The organism is Rheinheimera sp. (genome assembly GCF_037442525.1).
Classification (GTDB): Bacteria; Pseudomonadota; Gammaproteobacteria; order Enterobacterales; family Alteromonadaceae; genus Pararheinheimera.
In genome coordinates this window covers 57,690-81,589 of record NZ_JBBIQD010000004.1, presented here as the reverse complement: position 1 = coordinate 81,589, position 23,900 = coordinate 57,690, and the positions used below count along the sequence as shown (strand labels likewise).

Annotated in this window: 20 protein-coding genes and 1 tRNA gene; 13 read left to right on the top strand and 8 right to left on the bottom strand. The window is 53.3% G+C overall.

The window, feature by feature from the left end; all coding sequences use genetic code 11:
- Positions 1–9: 9 nt before the first annotated feature.
- Positions 10–83: transfer RNA gene (locus tag WKJ03_RS08680), tRNA-Gly, on the bottom strand.
- A gap of 148 nt (positions 84–231) precedes the next feature.
- On the opposite strand from WKJ03_RS08680, the gene WKJ03_RS08675 reads away from it, so the two are divergent.
- Together WKJ03_RS08675 and ppc are read left to right on the top strand one after the other, a co-directional pair.
- Complete coding sequence (locus WKJ03_RS08675) at positions 232–984, top strand: hypothetical protein (protein ID WP_337841795.1); 753 nt, start codon at positions 232–234, stop codon at positions 982–984.
- A gap of 147 nt (positions 985–1,131) precedes the next feature.
- Positions 1,132–3,762, top strand: a complete 2,631-nt coding sequence (gene ppc, locus WKJ03_RS08670; protein ID WP_337841794.1) for a phosphoenolpyruvate carboxylase — start codon at positions 1,132–1,134, stop codon at positions 3,760–3,762.
- Positions 3,763–3,825: 63 nt separating this feature from the next.
- Here ppc and WKJ03_RS08665 read toward each other — a convergent pair whose 3' ends face one another.
- Both WKJ03_RS08665 and mtnK read right to left on the bottom strand, forming a co-directional pair.
- Positions 3,826–6,066 carry a TonB-dependent receptor gene (locus WKJ03_RS08665; protein WP_337841793.1) on the bottom strand — a complete coding sequence of 747 codons (2,241 nt, stop codon included), beginning with the start codon at positions 6,064–6,066 and terminating at the stop codon, positions 3,826–3,828.
- A gap of 283 nt (positions 6,067–6,349) precedes the next feature.
- Positions 6,350–7,534, bottom strand: a complete 1,185-nt coding sequence (mtnK, locus tag WKJ03_RS08660; protein ID WP_337841792.1) for an S-methyl-5-thioribose kinase — start codon at positions 7,532–7,534, stop codon at positions 6,350–6,352.
- A gap of 92 nt (positions 7,535–7,626) precedes the next feature.
- Here mtnK and mtnA point away from each other — a divergent pair, with 92 nt between their 5' ends.
- The gene (gene mtnA, locus WKJ03_RS08655) at positions 7,627–8,655 is read left to right on the top strand and encodes an S-methyl-5-thioribose-1-phosphate isomerase (RefSeq protein ID WP_337841791.1); all 1,029 of its coding nucleotides are present in this window, start codon (positions 7,627–7,629) and stop codon (positions 8,653–8,655) included.
- Positions 8,656–8,672: 17 nt separating this feature from the next.
- Here the strand turns inward: mtnA and WKJ03_RS08650 are convergent, their stop codons facing one another.
- Entirely contained in the window at positions 8,673–9,497 is an 825-nt protein-coding gene (locus tag WKJ03_RS08650; RefSeq protein ID WP_337841790.1) for a copper resistance protein NlpE N-terminal domain-containing protein, read from the bottom strand.
- A 179-nt stretch (positions 9,498–9,676) separates the two neighbouring features.
- Here WKJ03_RS08650 and WKJ03_RS08645 point away from each other — a divergent pair, with 179 nt between their 5' ends.
- Together WKJ03_RS08645 and WKJ03_RS08640 are read left to right on the top strand one after the other, a co-directional pair.
- Complete coding sequence (locus WKJ03_RS08645; RefSeq protein WP_337841789.1) at positions 9,677–12,760, top strand: efflux RND transporter permease subunit; 3,084 nt, start codon at positions 9,677–9,679, stop codon at positions 12,758–12,760.
- Complete coding sequence (locus WKJ03_RS08640) at positions 12,750–13,829, top strand: efflux RND transporter periplasmic adaptor subunit (protein ID WP_337841788.1); 1,080 nt, start codon at positions 12,750–12,752, stop codon at positions 13,827–13,829. The genes WKJ03_RS08645 and WKJ03_RS08640 overlap by 11 nt, the downstream gene beginning before the upstream one ends.
- Here the strand turns inward: WKJ03_RS08640 and WKJ03_RS08635 are convergent, their stop codons facing one another.
- From WKJ03_RS08635 to ygfZ, 3 genes are read right to left on the bottom strand one after another with little or no spacing between them, the layout of a single operon-like run.
- A complete protein-coding gene (locus WKJ03_RS08635) occupies positions 13,830–14,297 on the bottom strand; it encodes a CreA family protein (RefSeq protein WP_337841787.1) in 468 nt (155 codons plus the stop codon).
- 53 nt (positions 14,298–14,350) lie between these two features.
- The gene (locus WKJ03_RS08630) at positions 14,351–14,836 is read right to left on the bottom strand and encodes a peptidylprolyl isomerase (protein WP_337841786.1); all 486 of its coding nucleotides are present in this window, start codon (positions 14,834–14,836) and stop codon (positions 14,351–14,353) included.
- Between the two features lie 11 nt (positions 14,837–14,847).
- A complete protein-coding gene (gene ygfZ, locus WKJ03_RS08625; RefSeq protein WP_337841785.1) occupies positions 14,848–15,819 on the bottom strand; it encodes a tRNA-modifying protein YgfZ in 972 nt (323 codons plus the stop codon).
- A 118-nt stretch (positions 15,820–15,937) separates the two neighbouring features.
- On the opposite strand from ygfZ, the gene WKJ03_RS08620 reads away from it, so the two are divergent.
- Together WKJ03_RS08620 and WKJ03_RS08615 are read left to right on the top strand one after the other, a co-directional pair.
- Positions 15,938–16,189 carry a succinate dehydrogenase assembly factor 2 gene (locus WKJ03_RS08620; protein ID WP_337841784.1) on the top strand — a complete coding sequence of 84 codons (252 nt, stop codon included), beginning with the start codon at positions 15,938–15,940 and terminating at the stop codon, positions 16,187–16,189.
- The gene (locus WKJ03_RS08615) at positions 16,167–16,610 is read left to right on the top strand and encodes a protein YgfX (RefSeq protein WP_337841783.1); all 444 of its coding nucleotides are present in this window, start codon (positions 16,167–16,169) and stop codon (positions 16,608–16,610) included. Before WKJ03_RS08620 ends, WKJ03_RS08615 begins: the two co-directional genes overlap by 23 nt.
- Here WKJ03_RS08615 and nadB read toward each other — a convergent pair.
- The gene (gene nadB / locus WKJ03_RS08610; protein ID WP_337841782.1) at positions 16,593–18,197 is read right to left on the bottom strand and encodes an L-aspartate oxidase; all 1,605 of its coding nucleotides are present in this window, start codon (positions 18,195–18,197) and stop codon (positions 16,593–16,595) included. The genes WKJ03_RS08615 and nadB overlap by 18 nt on opposite strands.
- 211 nt (positions 18,198–18,408) lie before the next feature.
- On the opposite strand from nadB, the gene rpoE reads away from it, so the two are divergent.
- From rpoE to lepB, 6 genes are all read left to right on the top strand, one after another.
- Entirely contained in the window at positions 18,409–18,984 is a 576-nt protein-coding gene (gene rpoE, locus WKJ03_RS08605; protein ID WP_337841781.1) for an RNA polymerase sigma factor RpoE, read from the top strand.
- Positions 18,985–19,007: 23 nt separating this feature from the next.
- Complete coding sequence (locus tag WKJ03_RS08600; RefSeq protein WP_337841780.1) at positions 19,008–19,637, top strand: sigma-E factor negative regulatory protein; 630 nt, start codon at positions 19,008–19,010, stop codon at positions 19,635–19,637.
- Positions 19,638–19,639: 2 nt separating this feature from the next.
- Positions 19,640–20,563 carry a MucB/RseB C-terminal domain-containing protein gene (locus tag WKJ03_RS08595; protein ID WP_337841779.1) on the top strand — a complete coding sequence of 308 codons (924 nt, stop codon included), beginning with the start codon at positions 19,640–19,642 and terminating at the stop codon, positions 20,561–20,563.
- Positions 20,564–21,007: a SoxR reducing system RseC family protein gene (locus WKJ03_RS08590; RefSeq protein ID WP_337841778.1), complete on the top strand. Its 444-nt coding sequence runs from the start codon at positions 20,564–20,566 to the stop codon at positions 21,005–21,007. It abuts the gene before it with no gap.
- A 140-nt stretch (positions 21,008–21,147) separates the two neighbouring features.
- Complete coding sequence (gene lepA, locus WKJ03_RS08585; RefSeq protein WP_337841777.1) at positions 21,148–22,947, top strand: translation elongation factor 4; 1,800 nt, start codon at positions 21,148–21,150, stop codon at positions 22,945–22,947.
- Between the two features lie 14 nt (positions 22,948–22,961).
- Positions 22,962–23,885: a signal peptidase I gene (lepB, locus tag WKJ03_RS08580; protein ID WP_337841776.1), complete on the top strand. Its 924-nt coding sequence runs from the start codon at positions 22,962–22,964 to the stop codon at positions 23,883–23,885.
- Positions 23,886–23,900: the final 15 nt, after the last annotated feature.

The following is a 23,900-nucleotide window of genomic DNA, read 5'->3' as shown; positions in this document are numbered from 1 at the left end:
TTTTGGATCTGGAGCGGGTGATGGGAATCGAACCCACGGCACCAGCTTGGGAAGCTGGGGTATTACCATTATACGACACCCGCAATGGCTGCCAAAATAATGGGCCTTGGGCCGCTTGTCAAATGTCCTGAGTGGAATGGATGCATCCAAAGCGAATGCAACGACTCAGTGACATTTTCTGGGAATTGCCGTTTAATTTCAGTTATTCCTCACTTTTCAGACCTCATCTTTATGCACCATGCATCAGAAAATACAGTACAACAAGCGGCGGCAGAGCTGGCCCGTTACCGCCTGGCAAAGCAACAGGCCGCGGTTTTACCCGATGAGTTGAGACCTGCCACCTCACTGGCTGCTATTCAGATCCAGCTGCAGTTATTACACCAACTGATGCAGCCCGTCTGGGGCTGGAAAGCGGGTTTACCTTCGGAAAAAGGCTGGGTGATGGCCCCTATTGGCCGTTTGCAAAAAGGGCCGCAGTGCAACTTTGAATGGCCAGCCAGCGAGTACAGCATTGAGCCTGAATTTGCTTTTGTACTGGGGCAGGATTTACCACCAAGGGACGACCCGTACAGCGAGGCGGAGATTGATGCTGCAGTTGCTGCCACGCATCTGGCACTGGAGTTGATTATCCGGCCTTATGCCAGTGATGCAGGGGCTGAGTTTCTGGATAACCTGGCGGCAGGTTTATTTAACCAGGGCCTGTACCTGGGGCCGGAAGTGGCTGCCTCGCCCGCTGAAGTGGTCTTCACCTTAACGGTCAAAGGGCAAGCGCCCCTGCAGTTTGCCGGTAAGCATCCCAATGCGGATGCCAAAGCACCACTGTACTGGCTGGTGAATCAGCTGTCGCAGCTTGGAATTGGCCTGTTTCAGGGGCAGGCGATCATTACAGGCTCTTATGCCGGTGTCTGGACTATTCCGGCGGCAACCCCGGTCCGCATTGATTATCAACAGCTGGGCAGTATGCAACTGACGGCCCTTCCTTAAAATTATTTTCGGATTTCCAGACTTCTAAACTTCCATTTTGTTGTCGATTTTGTAATCTATCAGTGTTGAGTACTTTTGTTTTCCCAGTTAGGGTTGAGATAACAACACAAAAAATGACGACAGGCAGTGGAACGAGGAGAGTGGGATATGTCGGAATATGCTGCCTTGAGGGCAAACGTGGGTCTGTTGGGCACCCAGTTGGGTGACACTATCCGCAATCAACTGGGCGAGTCGGTACTGGAGCGAATTGAGCAAATCCGAGCTTTGGCCAAACAGGCCAGACAAGGTACTCAGTTGCAGGACCAGCAGCTGAAACAAATGCTGGTGAATCTGAGTGACGCAGAAATTCTGCCGGTAGCGCGGGCTTTTGCCCAGTTTCTTAACCTGGCGAACCTGGCAGAACAGCACCATACCATCAGTAAAGCCGGTCGTTTAACCATTGAAAAGCCTCAGCCTATCCAGGAACTGCTGAATTTGCTGCAACAACAGCAAGTGGATAAAGCCAAAATTGAAGCTGCAGTGAAAAACCTGTCGATTGAGCTGGTGCTGACGGCGCACCCAACCGAAGTGACCCGCCGCACCCTGATCCATAAACTGACGGAGATTGCGGCGGCTCTGGCACAACTGGAGCAGGATTTGTCTGCCGCCGAGCGTCAGGTGCTGGAAACCCGTTTGTCAGAACTGATCACCCAGGCCTGGCACACCAATGAAATCCGCGAACAACGTCCGACCCCAGTGGATGAAGCCAAGTCGGGTTTTGCCGTCATTGAAACCTCGTTATGGCAGGCGGTGCCGGCTTTTATCCGCGAACTGGAGCAGGAACTGCAACCTGTGCTCGGCCATGGTCTGCCACTGGATGCAGCGCCGGTGCGGTTTTCATCCTGGATGGGAGGGGACAGGGACGGTAACCCATTTGTGACAGCGAAAGTGACCCGTCAGGTGTTATTACTCAGCCGTTGGAAAGCCGCTGACTTATTCAGCCGCGATTTGGACACGCTGGCCAATGAGCTGTCGATGAGCCAGGCTAATGAGGCGTTGCGTGCTCAGGTGGGTGATGATTCCGAGCCGTACCGCAGGCTGTTAAAGGACGTACGACAAAAACTGATTTACACCCGCGACTGGCTCAGTGAAGCCTTGAAACACGACCGGCTGCAACGACCGGACGACTTGATTTGGGAAAACCAGCAACTGCTGGCCCCTTTATTACTCTGCTACCAGTCCTTACTGGATTGCAAAATGCAGGTGATTGCCAATGGCTTGCTGCGCGATACGATCCGCCGGGCTTATGCCTTTGGCCTGACCTTATTAAAGCTGGATGTGCGGCAGGAGTCTGGCCGTCATACTCAGGTGTTCAGTGAATTTACCCGTTATCTCGGTATTGGCGATTACGCCGACTGGGACGAAAGCAGCCGTCAGGCCTTCCTGCTTAATGAGCTTGCCAGCAAAAGGCCTTTATTTCCGCGCAATTGGCAACCCAGCCCCGAAGTCAAAGAGGTGTTGGATACCTGCGATATTGTTGCCCGTCATGGCCCCGAAGCGCTGTCGACTTATGTTATTTCGATGGCTGGCAAGCCGTCAGATGTGCTGGCGGTGCAGCTGCTGTTAAAAGAAGCCGGCATCAGCTTCCCAATGCGGGTGGCGCCGCTGTTTGAAACTCTGGCTGACCTGACCAACGCACCGGATTGTATCCGCAAGCTGCTGGCCATTGACTGGTATCGTGGTTATATCCAGGGCAAACAGGAAGTGATGATCGGCTATTCCGACTCGGCGAAAGACGCCGGTGCATTTGCAGCCGCCTGGGCGCAGTACAGTGCTCAGGAAGCTCTGGTGCAAATTTGTCAGGAAGCCCAGGTACAGCTGACTTTGTTCCACGGACGTGGCGGCACTATCGGCCGTGGCGGCGGCCCGGCTCATGCGGCTATTTTGTCACAGCCACCAGGTTCACTGGTGGGCGGCCTGCGGGTTACTGAGCAGGGTGAAATGATCCGCTTTAAATTTGGGTTAAGCGGTCTGGCGCAGCGCAGTCTGGCGTTATACGCCAGCGCTGTACTGGAAGGGTTACTGTTACCTCCGCCTGTGCCCCAGCAACCCTGGCGCGAGCTGATGCAGCAGCTGTCGGATATTTCCTGTCAGGCCTATAGGGCGATCGTGCGGCAACACCCTGATTTTGTGCCTTATTTCAGAGCCGCGACTCCAGAACTGGAATTGGGCCAGTTGCCGTTAGGCAGCCGGCCACCGAAGCGAAACCCCAATGGCGGGGTCGAAAGCTTACGGGCTATTCCCTGGATCTTTGCCTGGTCCCAAAACCGCTTGATGTTACCGGCCTGGCTGGGCGCTGGCAGTGCGCTGGCGGCTGTGGTGCAAGCAGGGAAGACCGAAGTACTTCAGCAAATGCGGGCGCAATGGCCGTTTTTCGCCACCCGTTTGTCGATGCTGGAAATGGTGTATTTAAAGGCAGACCCGGAAATTGCGGCCTATTACGACGAAAAGCTGGTGCCTGAAGCGCTGCTGCCACTGGGCCTGCAACTACGTTCACAACTGGAAGCCGACAAAAACCTGCTGCTCAAGTTGATCCACAGTGACACCCTGATGGCCAATGAAGCCTGGATCCGCGAATCCATTATGCTGCGTAATACCTATGTCGACCCGCTGCATATTTTGCAGGTGGAACTGCTGGACAGGGTGCGGCATGCGCCTGAAACGGTGAACGACAGCATCAAGCGGGCCTTGATGGTGACCATAGCTGGTATTGCGGCTGGTATGCGTAATTCGGGCTAAAGGGAGCGAAGTAAATAAAAAGGGCGTGTGATTTACACGCCCTGTTATTTTTGCAGTTATCGATTAATAAAAGCTTTTCTTAAACTCAATACCGTAAATACGCGGCTCATTGACAAAACCAGTCAGGTTATTGAAGTCAATGGCACCTTTCAGGTTGTCCTGATCGGTAATATTGCGGCCGAACAGTGCCAGCTCGTATTCGTTATCAAAGTTCAGGTAGCCAATCCGCAGACCGGCTTCGTAGTTACCATCTGTATGGAACTCTTCGGATTCATACAGGAACAGATTGGTTTTACCCTGATAAGCCACATCGGTGTAGAAATAGATTTCACCGCTGGGTACCGGAATATCGTAACGGGCATTCACTGTGGCAATGGTTTCCGGTGCCTGTGGGAACGGGTTACCGTCAATATAAGCACGGCCATTGGCGTCCAGTGGATCTGTTGGAGTACACATGCCTGAACCACAAGGTGCCACTAACAGATTGGCATCTTCCAGTTCAGTGTTGTTGTAGCTGAAACCACCACCTATCACCAGGTTTTTGCTGGCTCGCCATTCGGCGTCCACTTCAAAACCATAACCTGTGCCTTTATCGGCATTCAGTAGCTGGTTACCCTGCGACTGACCACCAATGGCAGACAGTTGGATGTCGTCAATGGTGTAATAGAACAAGGCGCCGTTTAAACGCAGGCTGTCGTCAAGCAGATCAGATTTCCCACCTACTTCAAACGACTGGATGGTTTCTGAATCAGCCACTGAAGGGGCGGATTCAAAAGCCACATCACGGCCTTGTATGGACTGAGCACGGAAACCGTTAGCCACGCGGGCGAATAAGCTGGTGCTTTCTGTTAAACGGTAGTTAGTGGCTAATTCCCAGCTCACCTGACCATCATCCACATTGATTGGGTCATAATCCTGCACAGCGGCTGCGCCAATCACCAAGGCAAAACCGTCTACGTTTTGCTGGCCTACCCAAAAATCTTTTTCATCGTAGGTGTAACGGATACCTGCTGTCACATCCCAACGGTCGTTCAGGTCATAAGTGCTTTGACCGAATACAGCCCAGCTTTTGTTTTCATGGTACACAGAGGTGGCACCAAAAAAGCCATCTATACTGGTCACCCCGAATGACGAATCAAAATAGAAGGCACCAACCTGCCATTCCAACCCTGTTTCGGTGTCACTGGCCAGACGGATTTCCTGAGTAAACTGCTCCAGGTCATCCAGCTGATCTTCAGTTACAGCCTGAAACGGGATAAAACCAGGACCGGCTTCAGTACCGCCGTCAATATCGCCTTTGCCGTTACCGTCTGCATTTTCCTGGGCTGTCACAGAGGTCAGGGTCATTCCATTGAAGTCATATTCCAGCGTCAGGGAGCTGCCGAAGTTTTCATACTTCTGGAAGTTACCGTCACCGTCGTTGTAGTACACAGTGTCACGGTCATAGTTTTCATTCAGCTCGTTGCTGCCTTTGGTCAGCACATTGGCACGGAAAACAGAGGAGGTGCCATCTAAATCGCGGCCATGGACATTTAATAAGGCTTTAAAATCACCAGATTCGTACTGCAGTTGCAAACGGGCGGCTTTTTCTTCATGACCACCAGTGAAGTCTTTTTCGCCGGTAAAACCGTTGTCGATATAGTCGTCACGGTTCTGGCTCAGCACGGATAAACGGGCCGAAATTTCGTCGGTTAAACCGCCGCTGGCCGCGCCTTCAAAATTCAGCGTGCCCAGGTTACCGACGCCCAGTTTGGTATAAGCTTCGAAATCCTGGGTGGGGCGGGCTGTGGTGAATTTCACCATACCGGCCGTGGTGTTACGGCCAAACAGCGTGCCCTGAGGGCCACGGATCACTTCGGCCTGAGCGATGTCGAACAACGGGAAACTTTTCAGGATCACGTTTTCCATCACCACGTCATCCATAATGACGGAAACCGGCTGCGAAGCGGCCAGGTCAAAGTCGGTGTTCCCTAAACCACGAATATAAAAACGTGGCGCGGCACGGCCATTCGATGATTCGGCATACAAACCTGGGATCTTATTCGCCAGCGCCTGAATGTCTTCACCACCGGAAAACAGGGCGTCGAATTTTTCGCCACTTAAGGTTGCAATTGAAATAGGCACTTCCTGAGTGCTTTGCACCCGGCGCTGCGCCGTCACCATTATACGTTCCAGTTTGGCTTCTTCCTGTGCCTGATCTTTGTCACTTTCCTGCGCCATCAGCGCTGGAGAAAGACCCATGGCAGCAGCAAACAGGCTGGCCTGAATACCCAGGGCCAGAACCGACTTTTTGCATGTTTTCATTAGTTATACCTTAGTGTTGAGGCTGTAATAGCTGTTATGACGCGTCCTGCATTTGTTGTGTGAAAAAGGCCCACCCAAACAAAACCTGGAGTGACCACAGGTTTTGTTGTTTCACGGCGCTACTATAGCATTTTGTCGCGCAAAATGCTGTTTTGGCCGCTGATTCGCCGGAAATTGGCGGATATTCAGACCTTAAAGAAAGAATGAAGCGACGACAAATGAAAGATTTTGTGCTGTAGCAGTTGCGCACGGCCAGTCGAAAAATCCGACTGGCCGGCAAGGGTTAAATCAGTTGGATTAACTCTGTGAGGCTCAGGCTGGAGCGCTGCATAATCAGCTGACGGCCCAAGGTCAGGGCTGCAGTTTCTGCTTTAGTTTTCTGACTCTGGTCCGCTATTTTTCTCAGGTCGGCGACCTGGGCCAGACCGACAGTACGGCGGATCAACTCACAGCCGGCATAACCCAGGCTATCCTGCCAGATCTGGTTTAAAAAGCGTTGCTGAAACAGTTTGTTCTGAAAAGTGGTATCAGCGGTTTCCTGCTGCATAAGGTGGTTAAACTCGTCGGAGAAGGTGGCCCAGAACAGTTCAATTTGGCCTTTCAGGTAGGACTGCTGCTCTATCGCTGTCGCTGGGTTCTGGCATAAGCCTGGTTGTGCCAGAGCACAGAGCAGCAGGTTGCCGATAAAACTGCCGCAGTCAAAACCTATAGGGCCAAAAAATCCAAATTCGGCGTCTATCACTTTGCTGCTGTCTGCTTTGACAAAAATGCTGCCGCTGTGCATGTCGCCATGCAATAACGCCTGAGGCTTGCTGAGAAAATCTGCTTTGAGCTGTGCCACTTCGGCCTGCAGTTCAATGTCCCGCCAGAGCTGTTGCGCTTCGGGTAACATGGCGGGACTGATGTTGTTGCGTTCGTGGTTGCAGTAAGGGTCGGTAAAAAACAGGTCTTCGGTGATCAGACAGAGCTCAGGATTATGAAACTGCAGCTGTAGGGCTTTTTTCACAGGCCCGGTCAGCACAAAGTCGCCGGTGTGGAACAGAACCTGTGCCAGATAGTGGCCAATATGTTGACCTAACAACGGGAAATGTTTGCCCTGAATTAACGCACTGCGGGCAATTTCATACTGATGCAGATCTTCCATCAGTATCGCCGCAAGCGTCGTATCATAGTGGTACACCTCCACCACATGGTCAGGGCAGATTTTCGCGTGCTTCAGTAACACTTCGGCTTCAATACGGGCTCTGTCCAGTGTCAGGGGCCAGGATTCACCGACGCAGCGCGCATAAGGCAAGGCCTGTTTGACGATCAGGCTGGTGCTTCTGTTATTTTTCACCCGGAACACCAGATTCAGATTGCCGTCGCCAAACTCCTGTGCAGTCAATTGGCTGTGATCCCCAAATAAATCGCTGTGCAGATCGGCAAAGCGGGCGGCCTGATCCGGGGTGAATGGGTGGTAGTCCGACATCTGAGGTTCCGTTTCTTGTGTTCAGCATAAGAGGGCCGCATAATCGCAAACCCGCATTTTCAGTGCAATGCCTTTCTCAGCAGGAGTTGTTCATGGTCAATCTGCAGGCCACCAGTCTGAAAGTTTTGAATAATCAGTTATATGTTTTGGATCAGACAGTGCTGCCGCAGCAGGAAATCTGGCTGCATTGCCAGTCAGTGCCTGCGATGGTGCAGATGATCCAAGGCTTGCAGCTGCGTGGTGCACCCGCTATCGGCATTGGGGCTTGCCTGCTGTTGGCGGTGCTGGCTGAGGCTGGTGAAAGCCGGGCCGGACTGCAGCAGGCGGCGCTGACGTTACGGGCGGCCCGGCCCACCGCCGTTAATCTGATGAACGCTATTGATGTGATGCTGGCCGCGTTAGGTCAGGCTGACTACCGGCAGGCCTGTATTACGGCGGCTGAGGCGCTTTTTGCGGAAGATGTTGCGCTTTGTCAGCGTATGGCTGAATTGGGCGCTGAGTTGGTGCATCAGGGCGACCGCATTCTGACCCATTGCAATACCGGCGGCCTGGCGACCGTTGGTATTGGGACTGCTTTAGGGGTGATCCGTACCGCGCATCAGCAAGGCAAAAACATTCAGGTGTGGGTCGACGAAACCCGGCCTTTGTTACAGGGCGGACGTTTAACGGCCTGGGAACTGGAGCAGCAGCACATTCCCTATCACCTGATTTGTGACAATATGGCGGCTATGCTGATGGCTCAGGGACGGGTGGATAAAATTTTTGTGGGCTCAGACCGCATTGCCGCCAACGGAGATTTTGCCAATAAGATAGGCACTTATAACCTGGCAGTCCTGGCCCATTACCATCAGGTGCCGTTTTATGTGGTCGCGCCTTATACCACTGTGGATCCTGAGTGTGCCACTGGTGCCGATATCCCTATTGAGCAACGTGCTGCGGCCGAAGTGAAAGGGGTGGCCGGTGCTTTTGGTCAGCTGTGCTGGGCACCGGAAGCGGCAGAGGTGTATAACCCGGCTTTTGATGTGACCCCTGCCAGTCTGGTCACGGGCTGGGTATTGGATACCGGGGTGTTCAACCAGCAGCAGATAGCCGCCGGTGCGTTAAATCGCCAGCCAGGCTAAGCTCGGCCTGGCAGAGGTCAAGTGGACGAATCCAACGCGGTAAACTTCAGCAAAGCCGCAGTGCGGGCTTTATAGAAGGTCAGTTCGTTGCCGTTAACGCTAAAGTTATCAATGCCTTGTAAAACTTGCAGGAACTGACTTTCCAGTTCGCCTCCAGCGCAGGCTTTCTGTGTGGTTGCCAGTGGCAAAAAGCGCAGGCGTAATCCTTCGGTTTCATAACCACCGGTAAACTGATTACAGCCGGAAAAACCACTGATCCGGCCATCGGTGCCGAATTCAATGTAGGGCCGCTGTGCCGGAGTGCCCTGTACCGGCTGGCCTGCCAGCTCCTGCAACTGCCAGCGTACGCCGGTCAGGCTGGGGGCCGAGTCATCGCTGCTACCGGCCAGCATCTGCAAATCCGGGTTTTGTTTGGTTAACTGGTAATGCGCCGCCAGTGCGCCGTCAATGGGGTTACCTGCCATATCCAATTGGAGCAAAAGGTTTTCCTGCACCAGGTACTGACTGGGGCCATCCTGCTCGGCCAATAAACGGATCTGCCGGCCTGTGCTGTCCCATTCAAACTGACCTGTGCTCTGGAACAACTCGTCACTTTCTCCGAGATACACCCGGCTCAGCTGGTACGTCTGGTCTGGGTGCAGTTCCAGAGTGGTCCGGATCCCTTCACAATCGGCGCAAGGCAATACGCCAAGGTAGCTGCCAGCCCAGTCCAGTGCATTCTGGCTGTTGTGTGCTGTATCTGTCGCTACTGTGGCTGCTTTGGTGGGGCCGCTTTCTGTCACTGGGCCACAGGCGGCCAGCGTCAGCAAGGCAACAAGGGCTATGCTGAATTGAATGGTCATGGCTTCTCTCCTTAGGCTGAGGGCAATGTGGTTCTACTGTAAAACCGCCTGGCTGTACCTTAACTGAACCAGAACTCTGGGCAGCCCGGCCCTGTATTCACCCCCACTAATCCCAGCCGGATGGCACAAAGCAGTGTAGTAGGTACAGTGCTATCGAGATTGAACTTGGAGTATTTTTTATGGATTTGACCCGGCTCAGTGTGAAAAGCCCGGCTGCAGTGGTGGTGGTCAGTCTGATTATGTTGGTCTTTGGTGCCCTGGCGGTGCTGAAATTGCCTATCCAGTTATTGCCATCCATTGAGCAGCCACAGATTTTTATTCAGAACGGCTGGCGGGCCGCGGCTCCTGAAGAAATGGAATCCACCATTATCGAACCCCAGGAGTCAGCGCTGCGTACCGTGCCGGGTGTTATTGAGAGCAGCAGTTTTATTGGCGCTGGTTTTGGTTTTATTACCCTGACCTTTGAAGTGGGTCAGGATATGCAGCAGGCCATGCTGAATGTCATTAACGCCCTGAACCAGGCCCCACCGCGACCACGGGAAGCAGCCGAACCTGTGGTCACTATTAACAGTGGGGCTGGTCCTGTCGCCAGTCTGCTGATCCGCAAGCTGGATGAACAGGCCGATGGTGATTTCACTGCGTTGCAACCTCTGATCGACGATGTGGTTTACCCCAAACTGAAAGCCATTTCCGGAGTGTCTCAGGTCGATCTGGCCAGCCGCCGGGCTAAAGAGCTGCATATAGTGTTCGACCCATACCGGCTGGCTGCGCTGGGACTGACGGTGGATCAACTGAGCAGCCGGATCAGCAGAGCCAGCAATGTGTCTGGTGGTTTTGCCGAAGTGGGCCGGCGCGAATACACAGTGCGTTTTGTTGGCCAGTATGACCCGTCGCATTACCAGCAGATGGTCGTGACCTATCAGAACGACCGGCCTGTATACCTGCATGAAGTGGCTGAAGTCAGTGTGGGTTATGCCGAACAGGGCGGCTTTACCAAACGCAATGGTTTTCCGGCCTTTTATGTGACGCTGCAGCGCAGCAGCGGTTCCAATACGGTGGCTATTCTGGATGAGCTGAACCGGGTCATTGCAGCGCTGAACCAGCAGGAGCTCAAAGCGGCCGGCATTGAAATTGTGCTGAGTTTTGATGCCTCTGTGCATATCAAACGGGCCATTGAGCTGGTAAACGGCAATCTGCTGCTTGGTATCGCGATGTCGCTGGCCATTCTGTATCTGTTTTTGCGTGGCTGGCAGGCGACGGTGCTGATTGGCCTGACCATTCCGGTGTCGCTGATGACCTCCATTGTCATTCTGGAGCTTTGTGGCCGTACTCTGAACGTGGTGTCGCTGGCTGGGTTGGCCTTTGCGGTTGGTATGGTGCTGGATGCGGCCATCATAGTGCAGGAAACCATAGTCCGGCTCAGTCAGCAGGGGCTTGCCCTGGCGCAGGCGGTGAAAAAAGGCTGCCGTGAAGTCAGTGCAGCGCTCTGGGCGTCCACTGCGACCACAGTGGCTATTTTTCTGCCCGTGCTCTTTATGCAGGGGGTGGCCGGGCAGATGTTTTATGATCTGGCATTAACCCTGGCGGTGGCGGTCACGGCCTCGTTGTTTGTGGCTTTAACTGTATTGCCTGTGGCCTCTTTGTATTGGCTGAAGCCCAAAGCGGCGGCACCTGAACAAGTGCATTTCTGGCAGGGGCTGGCAACCCGGCTGACGCAACTGACCAGCTCCCGCACCAAAGCCTGGCTTTGGTGTATGGCTCTGGTGCCAGGGGCCGCTTTGTTGGTGGTGTTGCTGTTGCCCAAAGCTGACTTTTTACCTCAGGCTTCTATTGATACCGTCTTTTCCGGTTTTTCCTTGCCACCAGGTGCCAATATGCAGGTGCTGGAACAGGAAGTGGGCGACCTGTTGGTGGAGCGGCTGCGGCCTTATTACCAGGATAAAAAGTATCCTTCGATCAAAGGCTATAACCTGTCGATTAACCGCGGTTTTAATGTGCTTTTTGTTTATGTGGACGACCCGGACAGCATTGACGACATGATTAAATTGCTGCGCGAAGAGATTCTGGTGGGCCTGCCGGACACCAGGGCCTTCAGTGTGCAGGGCTCGTTATTTAACTTTGGTTTTGGCAGTGGCCGCGAACTGAACCTGGATTTCCAGGGACCGGATGTGCCGGTGCTGATGCAGCAAGCGGCGGCGGTGATGCCTAAAGTCGAAGCTTTGCTGGCAGGTGCCACAGTACGACCTGTGCCGGACCTGGCCTTGGCCCAGCCAGAATTGCGCCTACTGCCGGATGAAGATCGTATTGCACAAAGCGGGATTGACCGCTTTACCGTCGCCAATATGGTGCGGGCTGTCACAGATGGTATCTATATAGGTGAGTATTTTGACGGCAATGAACGGATGGACATTATCCTGAAAGGTCAGGGTTGGGAGACGCCTGAGCAATTGTCGGCGACGCCTTTGCATACGCCTGCAGCTGGCAGCCAGACCTTAAGTCAGCTCAGCCAACTGAGTTACACCACAGGGCCAACGTCGTTGCAGCGTATCAACGGCTTACGCACCATCAGTCTGCAAATTACTCCGCCAGCGACCATGCCGCTGGATGAGGCGATGCAACTGCTGCAACAGCAGTTGCTGACCCCGCTGCGCACTGAGTTGCCGTCAGGCGTCTCAATGCAGTTTCGCGGTAATTCCGACCGTTTAGCCGGAGCTATGCAGGAGATGGGAACTAACTTTGTGGTGGCCATTTTTATTTTGTTCCTGCTGATGGCGGCGCTGTTCCGCAGCGCCAAAGACAGTGTGTTGGTCGTGTTGACCATGCCGATGGCCGTGGCCGGTGGGGTTCTTGCACTGCGAGGCCTGAATCTGGTGAGTTTTCAGTCGCTGGATTTACTGACCATGATAGGGTTTGTCATCCTGCTGGGGCTGGTGGTCAATAACGCCATTTTGTTGGTGGATCAATGCCGTCAGGCCGAACAGGCCGGCGCCAGCATTGATGAAGCCTTGTACCAGGCGGTGCTGACCCGGGCCCGGCCTATCTTTATGAGCACCCTGACCAGTATTTTCGGTATGTTGCCACTGGTGCTGGTGCCCGGTGTAGGTTCAGAGATTTACCGGGGCCTGGCGGCGGTAATAGTGGGGGGTATGGTGTTTAGTATGTGTTTTAGTTTAGTGCTGATGCCAGCACTGCTCAGGCTGACCAGCGGTCTGCAGCTGGCAGGCTGGTTGCAGAACAAGCAGGAGGTGTCCCATGCGGGCTAACGTAGCGATAGTGGTGGGATTGTGCAGTGTTGTGCTCTTGCATTCGTCATTGGCTCAGGCGCAGCAGGCGTCAGAAAAAGTGGTCAGTGTCGCCTTGGTCGAGCAGCAGGTGGTGGTGCCACAGACCACAGTATCGGCTCAGGTGCAAAGCCGTTATCAGGCCGATGTGACCAGCGGTGTCGAAGGACGGCTTCTGTGGTTGGCGGAACCCGGTACTGTGGTCAAACAGAATGACGTGATAGCCAGGCTGGACACAACGCCATTGCAACTGCGTGGAGATGAAATGCAGGCCCGCATCAGCAGGGCAGAAATCCAGTGGCAACGGTTGCAAAAAGATGCTGAACGTTTACTGGCCTTAAGTAAAAACAACAGTGTCGCTTTAACCCAGCTCGATCAGGTCGCGGCAGAGCGGGACAGCGCGGCGGCTGAACTGCGTTTATTGCAGGCGCAAATGGCGCAATTGCAGGATCAGATCAATCGAAGCACAGTCAAAGCGCCTTTTGCCGGCGTGGTCGCGCAGCGTTTTCACCAATACGGTGAAGACATCAGCAGAACGGACGCCTTGTTGCGGCTGGTCAATGTCAGTGATTTGGAGGTGGTGGTATTTGCCCCGCTGAAATACGCTGCTTTTATGCAAAGCCAGCAGCAGCTGCAGGTGTTTCACAGCGCCGGTCAGGCGCAGCTGGAAGTGCGTACCGTGATCCCGCTGTCAGACAGCCGCTCCCAAACTTTTGAAGCCAGGCTCAAAGTACCAGCCGAATTGCTGGAATATTTTCAGGTTGGACAGCTGGTCTCGGTCGCCGTGCCCACAGCGCTGGCGCGACAGCAGTTGCTGGTGCCACGGGATGCACTGGTAGTAAAAAGCGATGGTCAGTTTGTATTTGTGGTAGGGGCCGATCAAAAGGCCCGGCAGGAGCAGGTGCAACTGGGGCAAGGCGTTGGCAAACTGATTGCTGTGGATGCGGCTATTCAAGCCGGAGAGCAAGTGGTGATCCGGGGTGGGGACACCCTGACGTCCGGAGACAAAGTCAGGGTGCTGAGCAGCGACCAGTTTAAAGTCAAAACCTGATCAGGGCGCCTTCACTGGCGCCTGCCAGGCTTGCGTGCCCCACAAAGGCACTGTGCTGAGCGCATGTTTGTAACTGCCGGTGCTTTCTTTGGTGCTGTACGACAGATACATCAGGGTCTGATGGTTGGCATCATAAATCCGGCGGATTTTCAGATGTTTAAACAGAATGCTTTTGGATGTAGTAAAAATCACTTCGCCGTTTTTAGAGCGGTCGATACCGCTGAGCATTTCGGCAGTAATAGGGCCGGTCTGACGGCAGGCAATCGACATGTCGGACGGGTCGGCTAAATCCAGGTCAGCTTCAACATGGCTGATATGGCAGGTGACGCCACTGATTTTCGGGTCAGTAAAACTCTGAACCTTAATATCTTTGGTGGTAAAAAGCCCCAGACTGACGTCGCCGACTTCCTGTTTGGAGCAGGCGGTCAGCAGCAGCGCCACTGCAGCTACAGCAATCACTCGCAGCATGTTTTGTTTTCCTCCTTAAAAAGTAAAACGGAGCCTGTGGCTCCGTTGGTGGTTTAGTGACCGGCGTGGCCATCCAGGCCATGCACATGGCCGTGATCCAGCTCTTCCGGTGTGGCATCACGCACCAGTACAATTTCCACATCAAAGCACAGATCCATGCCAGACAGCGGGTGATTGCCATCCACCACCACTTCTTCGTCTGTCACCTCCAGCACGATCACCGATTGCTCACGACCGTCCGGGCCCGCAGCGCGAAAACGCATACCAACCTGCACGTCCATACCGTTAAACATTTCGCGGGGAACCGCCTGTGTCAGTTCGTCATGGCGTTCGCCATAGGCTTCGGCCGCAGCCACTTCCACCTGGAATTTATCGCCCACCTGTTTGCCCAACAGCGCGTTTTCCAGGCCCTGAATCAACGAACCTGTGCCGTGAATAAACACCAGCGGCTCGCCACCGGTTGAACTGTCCAGTTCATTGCCGTGTTTGTCGGCCACTGTGTAATGAATAGCAACTACTTTGTGCGCTGCAACGCTCATAAAAAACCTCGTTAAGTCAGTGAATAGGGCAAAGGCGCTGCCTGCAGGGCCGATGCTTCCGGAGTTGCCAATCGCAGTGGATCAGCAGGGTCGAGATCGTTTGGTAACACCGCCAACACCCAAAGTTGCCCCTGAATATTCACCGCATTAATTACCTGGCCTACCCGCCGCCAGTTGTCTGACCATTGTACTTCAATATCGGTGCCGCTGGCCGGAGTTTCTGTACTGGGGCCCTTGAGGATATAAGCGGCTCTTTTGTTTTTCCCCAGATACTTCATACGGGCGACCGTTTCCTGGCCTATGTAACAGCCTTTGGTAAAACTGATGGCGTTCAGGCTTTGTAAGTTCAGCATTTGCGGCACATATTCGCCAATCACCGCCTGCTCCAGATATGGCAGACCGGCCTGAATATGCCGGGCCAGCCAGACGGTGGGGGCGGCCCAGGGTAAATCGCTGCGGCTGGCCAGCGCCTGTGCTTCGGCTACTGGCAGCACCACTAAATAATGCTCTGCTGCCAGCGCCAGAATTTTGCCGCCTGACCAGTGGCTGCTTTGGCCTTCAGCCGGAGCTGTAGCGCCGAGCCGCTCTAACAGTGTTGTTGCGCCAGCGCCGCTGACACCCAGGGTCGCCAGGCTGTCATGGGCCAGCTCGAAACTGATTTTGGAAAACACCCCAAATTTCTTCAGTTGCAGCATCGAGGCCTGCAGTTCATCCCGAAAGGCGGTGTACCACAGCTCGTCGTGTTGCTGGCTCAGATGAAACACCGCCCACATTTTGCCTTTGGCGTCACAATGGGCGCCCCGCAGAAAATTATCTGCAGTCAGTTGATTCAGATCGCAGGTGGTTTGTCCCTGCAAAAATTTACGTTGATCCGGCCCGGTGATCCGCAGGGTTTCAAACGCAGGGAGAGGGCTCAGGCTGGCGCCTGTATGTTGGGTTGATAAGGCCGCCAGTTGTTCGGCACTGATCCAGCTTGCTTGCATTGGGGTCACTTCAGTTCAATGGTTCTCTGGCGATCATTGGGCGAAATCGGCAAAAGCTCAACCCCTCTGGGGGTTTTTTGTTAGAATCCGCCAGTTCTCAGGTGGATCGGATAATGAAATGGCAGAGTTAATGAGTAAGGCCCGGTTACGTTGGGCTTGTCGTCGCGGTATGCTGGAACTGGATGTGCTGCTGGCGCCTTTTGTCGAGCAGGGGTATGACGGCCTGACAGAGCAGCAAAAGGCAGAATTTGAACAACTGCTGGCCTGCGATGACCCGGATTTGTTTGCCTGGTTTATGGGCCATGCCAAATCTGATAAGCCTGAACTGCAGGCATTGGTGAACCTGATTGTTCAACGGGTACGGGTATAACTTAAAAATTCAGCCAAGCCGCTGGCGGCGGTGGCGTTGCCGGCTTCAGCTACTGGCGGTGTTGCTGTTGTTTGCCGTGCACCCTGTGTATGGCTGGTGGTGGCTGCTGCTCTGGCCCGCGCTGTTTTTCTGCTTTTATCAGTTATTGCAACAATGGCGCCAGCCAGTTCCGGCTGAGCAATGCTGGCTGGCTGAACATGGCCAGATCCGCTGGGCGGATGACGCATTGGCCGCAGGGCAAATTCAGTCACAGAGTTTAATCAGCCAGTATGGGGTCTTACTGCGCTGGCAAGACCCACAGCAGCAACAGCACCAACTCTGGTTATACCGGGATAATTTCAATGAGGCCGACTTTCGTGCCTTGTGCCGGGTCTGCCAGACCGTGCAGTGGCAAGGCCACAGTTCAGAACCCCGGCGTTAAGATAGTCGGCTGTGGCGCGTCCAGCAAAGCCGGGTGATCCAGGTTGTAATGCAGTCCGCGGCTTTCTTTACGGGCCATCGCACTGCGGATAATCAGCTCCGCCACCATGGTCAGATTACGCAGTTCCAGCAGGTTATGGCTGACACGGAAGTTGCGGTAATAATCCTGGATTTCCTGCTGTAAAAGCTCTACCCGGTGCAAGGCCCGCTCCAGTCGTTTGTCGGTGCGCACTATGCCAACATAATCCCACATAAACATCCGAAGCTCATGCCAGTTGTGGGTAATGACAATTTCTTCGTCCGAATCTGTCACCCGGCTTTCATCCCAAACAGGTAATTCCGGTGGCTCACAGGACTTTGCCAGTTCGGCCTTAATTTCTCTGGCGGCGGCCTGGGCAAAGACCACACATTCCAGCAGTGAATTGCTGGCCATGCGGTTGGCGCCATGCAGGCCGGTGTAAGCCACTTCACCTATTGCAAACAGGTTAGGAATATCGGTCTGGCCTTTGAGGTTGGTCATCACGCCGCCGCAGGTGTAATGAGCCGCAGGCACCACTGGAATTGGCTGTTTGGTAATGTCGATGCCCACACCCAGGCATTTGGCATAAATGGTCGGAAAGTGTTCAATAATAAAGTCTTTCGGCTTATGGCTGATGTCCAGATACACACAATGGGCACCAAGTTTTTTCATTTCAAAGTCGATGGCGCGGGCGACAATATCCCGAGGTGCCAGTTCGGCCCGTTCATCAAAATCTGGCATAAAGCGGCTGCCATCCGGCCGTTTCAAATAAGCGCCTTCACCACGCATGGCTTCAGTGATTAAAAAATTCTGGGCGTCCGGGTGGTACAGGCTGGTTGGGTGAAACTGGTTAAATTCCATATTGGCGACCCGGCAACCGGCGCGCCAGGCCATGGCAATGCCGTCACCACTGGCCACATCCGGGTTGGAGGTGTACAAATACACTTTACTGGCGCCGCCTGTGGCCAGCGCAATAAACTTGGCACCTATCACTTCCACCTGTTCGGACTGCAGGTTCCAGACATAAGCACCATGGCATTTTTCGGTATGCCCCCCCAGTTTGCGTGCTGTAATGAGGTCTATAGCGTTGTAGTTTTCCAGTAAGCGGATATTCGGGTGGTTTTTGACCTGATCGACCAAAGTGATCTGCACAGCACGGCCTGTGGCGTCGGCGGCGTGCAATATACGGCGGTGGCTATGACCGCCTTCGCGGGTCAGGTGGTATTTCAGCACACCGTCTTCGTCACGGTACTGATCAAAAGGCACGCCCTGCTCAATCAACCATTGCATCGCAGATTTAGCGTTTTCTGCGGTGAACTGCACAGCGGCCTGTTCGCACAAACCGGCTCCTGCAATCAGAGTGTCGTCGACATGAGAGGCGATACTGTCGTTTTCATCAAAGACGGCTGCAATGCCACCCTGGGCATAGAGGGTCGACCCTTCACGTAATGCGCCTTTACTGAGCACTATCACCTGCGCAGCGTCAGCCAGATGCAATGCCAGCGACAAACCAGCGGCACCACTGCCAATGATCAGTACGTCACAAAGATGTTTTTTTTGTTCAGGCATCAGATACACTAACTCCGGAAAACACAGTGAACTGTCAGAAATTTGGGTCTTTATACACTTCTAACCGCCGGCACGCCGGGTAAATCGTCGCAATTGTAACTTTTTTTTGCAAAGTTACAGAACTATTTACCTGAAGGCGCGTCTCAAGGGTACGCCTGATGAGTGCCAGTGCAAAAAAGAAGTAGTAGTTAGCTTTAGGGGAAAAGCTCGGATGAGCGAGCAGGAATTGGACTGGCAAATTGTCCAGCGGGTACAACAAGGGGATAAAGCAGCCTTTAATCTGCTGGTGCGTAAATATCAGCACCGAATCGCTAACCTGGTGTCACGTTATGTGTCAAACCATGGCGATGTCGCTGATGTCGCTCAAGAAGCTTTTATCAAAGCTTATCGTGCGATCCCTGGGTTTCGGGGGGAAAGTGCCTTTTATACCTGGTTGTACCGTATAGCTGTAAACAGCGCAAAGAATTACCTGGTGGCGACTGGCCGTAAACCACCGTCAACAGATGTGGATGCCGACGATGCCGAATTTTTTGAAGGCTCAGACGCTTTAAAAGAACAGGACTCGCCGGAAAAGCTGTTGTTGTCCGAGGAGATCCGTGAAGTTGTATTTACGACCATAGAAAAACTGCCGGACGAACTGCGTACCGCAATAACCTTGCGTGAACTGGATGGTCTGAGCTATGAAGAAATTGCGGAAGTGATGGGCTGTCCAATAGGCACAGTCAGAAGTCGAATCTTCCGTGCGCGTGAAGCTATTGATGCGCAGTTGAAACCGCTCATTAGCTGACCCATAAGTGAACAGGAATCAGTATGTCGTTAGAAAAATCAGATTGGCTCTCGGCGGCGGGTGATAATCAGGCGATAGCTCCGGAGCAATTGGATACATTGCTGCAAGACACTGAATTGCAACAAAGCTTTGCGCGTTACCACCTGATTGGCGCAGCCATTCGCAATGAATTACCGGCGCAGATTGATCTGGATTTCGCGGATCGTTTTGCGGCTGTACTGGAACAGGAAACTACCTATCAGTTAACAGCTGTGACGCCTTCAGTCGTGAACAGCAGTTTATGGCAAAAACTGGCGGACGCAGCCAATAACAGCTGGGCCCGCATGGGCATGCAAGGGGCTGTCGCTGCGGCGGTAGCCCTGATGGCTGTGGTGGGTGTGCAGCAGTTTCAGGCGGCAGGTCCGGATGCGGATTTGAACACGCCACTGCCCGTACTGCAGACTCAACCTGTTGCTGGTTTTGCCACTCCGGTCAGCTTAAGCCAGACCTCGGTGGATTCCCGCTTTGAGCAGGAACAGCGTCAGGCGATGCTGGAACAACAAAAACGTTTGCAACAACTGTTGCAGGCGCATCATCAGCAAATTCGCGTGATGGAAACCGCGCAGCATCAGGCGCCAAAAGCGCCGGTTGAGGCTGAAAAACAAGAGAACTAATCATGCATTGGCAAGGCGTTTGTTGTGCCTTCATTCTTCTGACCTTTTCCGGTCTGAGTCAGGCAGATGACTCAGGCTGGACTTGGTTTCAGCGCTGTCAGCAGGCCGTCCGGCAATACAATTTCGAAGCTTCTTTTGTGGTGATCAAACCCAACCAGGTGGACAGCTATCGCTGGCTGCATGGCGTACAGGGGGACGATGAACTGGAACAACTGATGCCATTGGAGCAGGCCGGACTGGAAATTCTCCGTCGCAATGACAAGGTGTATTATTTTGCGCCTGAGCGTTCGGCGATGGCGACCAATAACCAAAGCATTAAAGAGCTGCCGGCGCTGTTGTATCAGGACTTAGACCGCATCCAGCAGTTATACGATGCAGTGGCCGGTGGTGTGACTCAACTGTCCGGTCGCAATGCCCAATTGCTGCGGCTGACTGCTTTTGATAACGACAGGCCTGGTTACTGGTTGTGGCTGGATGCACAAACAGGTTTTCCACTGAAAATAGACACCATTGGCCAACAAAAGGACCCGCTGGAGCGTTGGGTGGTGACCCATATTCAGCCGCTTGAACAATTTCCGGCCGCACTCACGCCGGCCTTGACTGCACAATTACCGCAAAACATCCCGCCGCTGCCGGACCAGCAAGTGCCACAAAGTCCGCTGGAACTGGCCTGGTTACCTGCAGGTTATCAGGCGTTGCCTGTCGCTTCTGTCGCTCAGCCAAATCAGGTGATGGAGCAATGGTTGCTGTCAGATGGGTTGCATCAGGTGTCCGTTTTTGTGCAGCCGACGGCTCAGTTGCCGGCCCAGGCGTATCGGGATGGTGCCACCACTATTTTTGTGATGCCAAAAAACCAGTTTGACGTCACAGTGATTGGTCCTGTTTCCATTGAAGTGGCACGGCAGATTGCTGAATCGGTGCAATAAATGCTGGAAGAAATTGCTGTTGTAGTAAAGACGGATGCAACCGGAGTCTGGCTAAAAACCCAGGCCAAAACCAGCTGCAATGCCTGCCAGGCCCATGACAACTGTGGCACAGCTGTGGTGGCTAAAGCCTTAACGCCAAAAGAGAATGTTTTTTTCGTCTCCGGCCATACCGAGTTACTGGCCGGACAAACAGTGCAAATCGCTGTCACTGAACAGCAACTGCTCAGTGCCGCCGCTCTGGTGTACCTCTGGCCTCTGGCCTGCCTTATCCTGATGGCGTTGTTATTGCAGCATCTGCAGTTCCCCGATGGAACTGTTGCTTTGGGGTCTCTGTCGGCTATGGGCCTGGCTTTTGCCCTGGTCCGGCTGCGCCGGCAGCAGTGTGCCGCTGAACCCGTACATATCCTGAAGGTGTTACCGCAAATCAGTCTGCAGCATCACTGAAACCGCTTGTTCTGTTACAACTGCATACGTAGCAACCAAAGCTGAGATCGAGTACAATCCGCGCCAAATTGTTCTGAATTAACCATCAGGCCGTCTTCCCCGCCATGCTGTGGGGCGCCTTAGCAGCTTTAACGGAAAAAATGCCAAAATTAACTCATATTCGTAACTTCTCGATCATTGCTCACATTGACCATGGTAAATCGACCCTGTCTGACCGGTTGATCCAACACTGTGGTGGCCTGAGCGACCGTGAAATGCAACAACAGGTGCTGGACTCCATGGACCTGGAGCGTGAGCGTGGCATCACCATTAAAGCGCAGTCGGTGACCTTGCACTACAAAGCCAAAGATGGTGAAACTTACCAACTGAACTTTATCGATACGCCAGGCCATGTCGACTTTACCTATGAGGTATCCCGTTCGCTGGCAGCCTGTGAAGGGGCGCTGCTGGTGGTAGACGCTGGTCAGGGTGTAGAAGCGCAGACGGTTGCTAACTGCTACACGGCGCTGGAGCTGAACCTGGAAGTGCTGCCTATTCTGAACAAAATCGATTTGCCTCAGGCGGACCCTGATCGGGTGGCGCAGGAAATTGAAGACATTATCGGTATTGAAGCCATAGGTGCTGTGCAGTGTTCTGCCAAAACCGGTATTGGGATTGAAGATGTGCTGGAGACCATTGTTGCCAATATTCCATGCCCGGAAGGGGATGTGGATGCACCCACTCAGGCGCTGATTATCGATTCCTGGTTCGACCCCTACCAGGGGGTTGTGTCGTTGGTGCGGGTCAAACATGGTGCTATTCGTGCCAAAGACAAAATCAAAGTGATGTCGACCGGCCAGACCTATGAAGTGGACAAAGTGGGTATTTTTACGCCCAAGGCCAATAACACCGGCATTCTGAGCGCCGGTGAAGTAGGTTTTGTTATCGCCGGTATTAAAGAAATCAAAGGTGCGCCGGTAGGCGACACCCTGACGCTGGCACGGAACTCAGCCACTCAGGCGCTGCCTGGTTTTAAACGTATTAAACCTCAGGTCTATGCCGGTGTGTTCCCGGTGTCCACCGACGACTACGAAGATTTCCGTGACGCGCTGGAAAAACTCAGCCTGAATGACTCTTCATTATTTTATGAACCAGAAAACTCCACAGCACTGGGCTTTGGTTTCCGTATTGGCTTCCTGGGGATGCTGCATATGGAAATTATTCAGGAGCGTCTGGAGCGGGAATACGACCTGGATTTGATCACCACAGCGCCGACTGTAGTGTACGAAGTGGTGCAGAAAAACGGTGAAATCGTGATGGTCGACAACCCGTCTGATTTACCGCCAGTCGGCAATATTGATGAAATCCGTGAACCTATTGTGGAGGCCCATATTCTGGTGCCGCAGGAATATCTGGGCAACGTGATCAACCTCTGTATTGAAAAACGTGGTGTGCAGATCAATATGACCTATCACGGCCGTCAGGTGGCTGTGGTGTATGAACTGCCAATGGCCGAAGTGGTGATGGACTTCTTTGATCGCCTGAAATCCACCAGCCGTGGTTATGCGTCGCTGGATTACAGCTTTAAGCGCTTCCAGGTGTCAGATATGTCGCGGGTCGATATTCTGATCAACGGCGAGCGGGTCGACGCACTGGCCATTATCAGCCACCGGGACTTTGCCCAAAGCCGTGGCCGTGAGCTGGCCGAAGCCCTGAAAGAGCTGATCCCGCGCCAGATGTTTGATATTGCCATTCAGGCGGCCATCGGTGCGCACGTGATTGCCCGCACCACGGTAAAACAGTTACGTAAGAACGTACTGGCCAAGTGTTATGGCGGTGACGTCAGCCGGAAGAAAAAGCTGTTGCAGAAACAGAAAGAAGGTAAAAAACGTATGAAGCAAGTAGGGAATGTGGAAGTTCCACAAGAAGCCTTCCTTGCTATTCTGAAAGTCGGTAAATAAACCAAAGGATCTGTATGGCGGGTTATTTCGCAATCTTTTTAGTGGTACTGACAGTTGCCAGTGGTTTGATCTGGTTATATGACGCTATGGTGCTGGCACCCAAACGCAAGCTGAAACTGGTGCAGGCTGAAGCTGCTGCCGGAGGGGCGCTGCCACCTGAAGCTGCGGGGCTGATTCAATCCCGCTCTTACATTGCTGAAACTGCAGCTGAAATTTTCCCGCTGATTCTGGCTATTACCCTGATCCGCTCCTTTTTATATGAGCCGTTTCAAATTCCGTCCGGTTCGATGATGCCTACTCTGCTGGTGGGTGATTTTATTCTGGTGGAAAAATATTCCTACGATATCAAAGACCCGGTCTGGCGCAAAACCCTGTACAGCAACGGCAAACCGGAACGTGGCGATGTAGTGGTGTTTAAGTACCCTGAGCAGCCGACTGTCGATTTCATTAAACGGGCTATTGGCTTGCCTGGCGATCGCATTGTTTATAAAAACAAGCAGTTATTTATTCAAAAAGCCTGTGACAAGGCGGATAAAGCCCAGTGCCCTGCTTTAGAACCGGTGCCGCTGACTTTGCAGGCGGAAGGCGAGTTTATGGACGGTGAGTTGCCCACCAAACGTTTTACTGAACAGCTGGGTGAGCATAAACACGATATTCTGCAGCATCCGTTTAAACCTGAACAACTGATGCATTATTACAAACAGCCTGGCACCGGTATTGAAGAGTTTGTGGTGCCGGATGGCCATTATTTTGTGATGGGTGATAACCGCGACAATAGCCGAGACAGCCGCTTCTGGGGTTTTGTGCCGGAAGACAATCTGGTCGGTAAAGCGGTGTTTATCTGGATGAGTTTTGAATTCAGCAGCGATCCGGACAGCAGCCTGCCTTCCTGGGTGCCGGTGGGTGTGCGTTTTGAACGCTTAGGTAAAATTCAGTGATTACACAACCTGTCA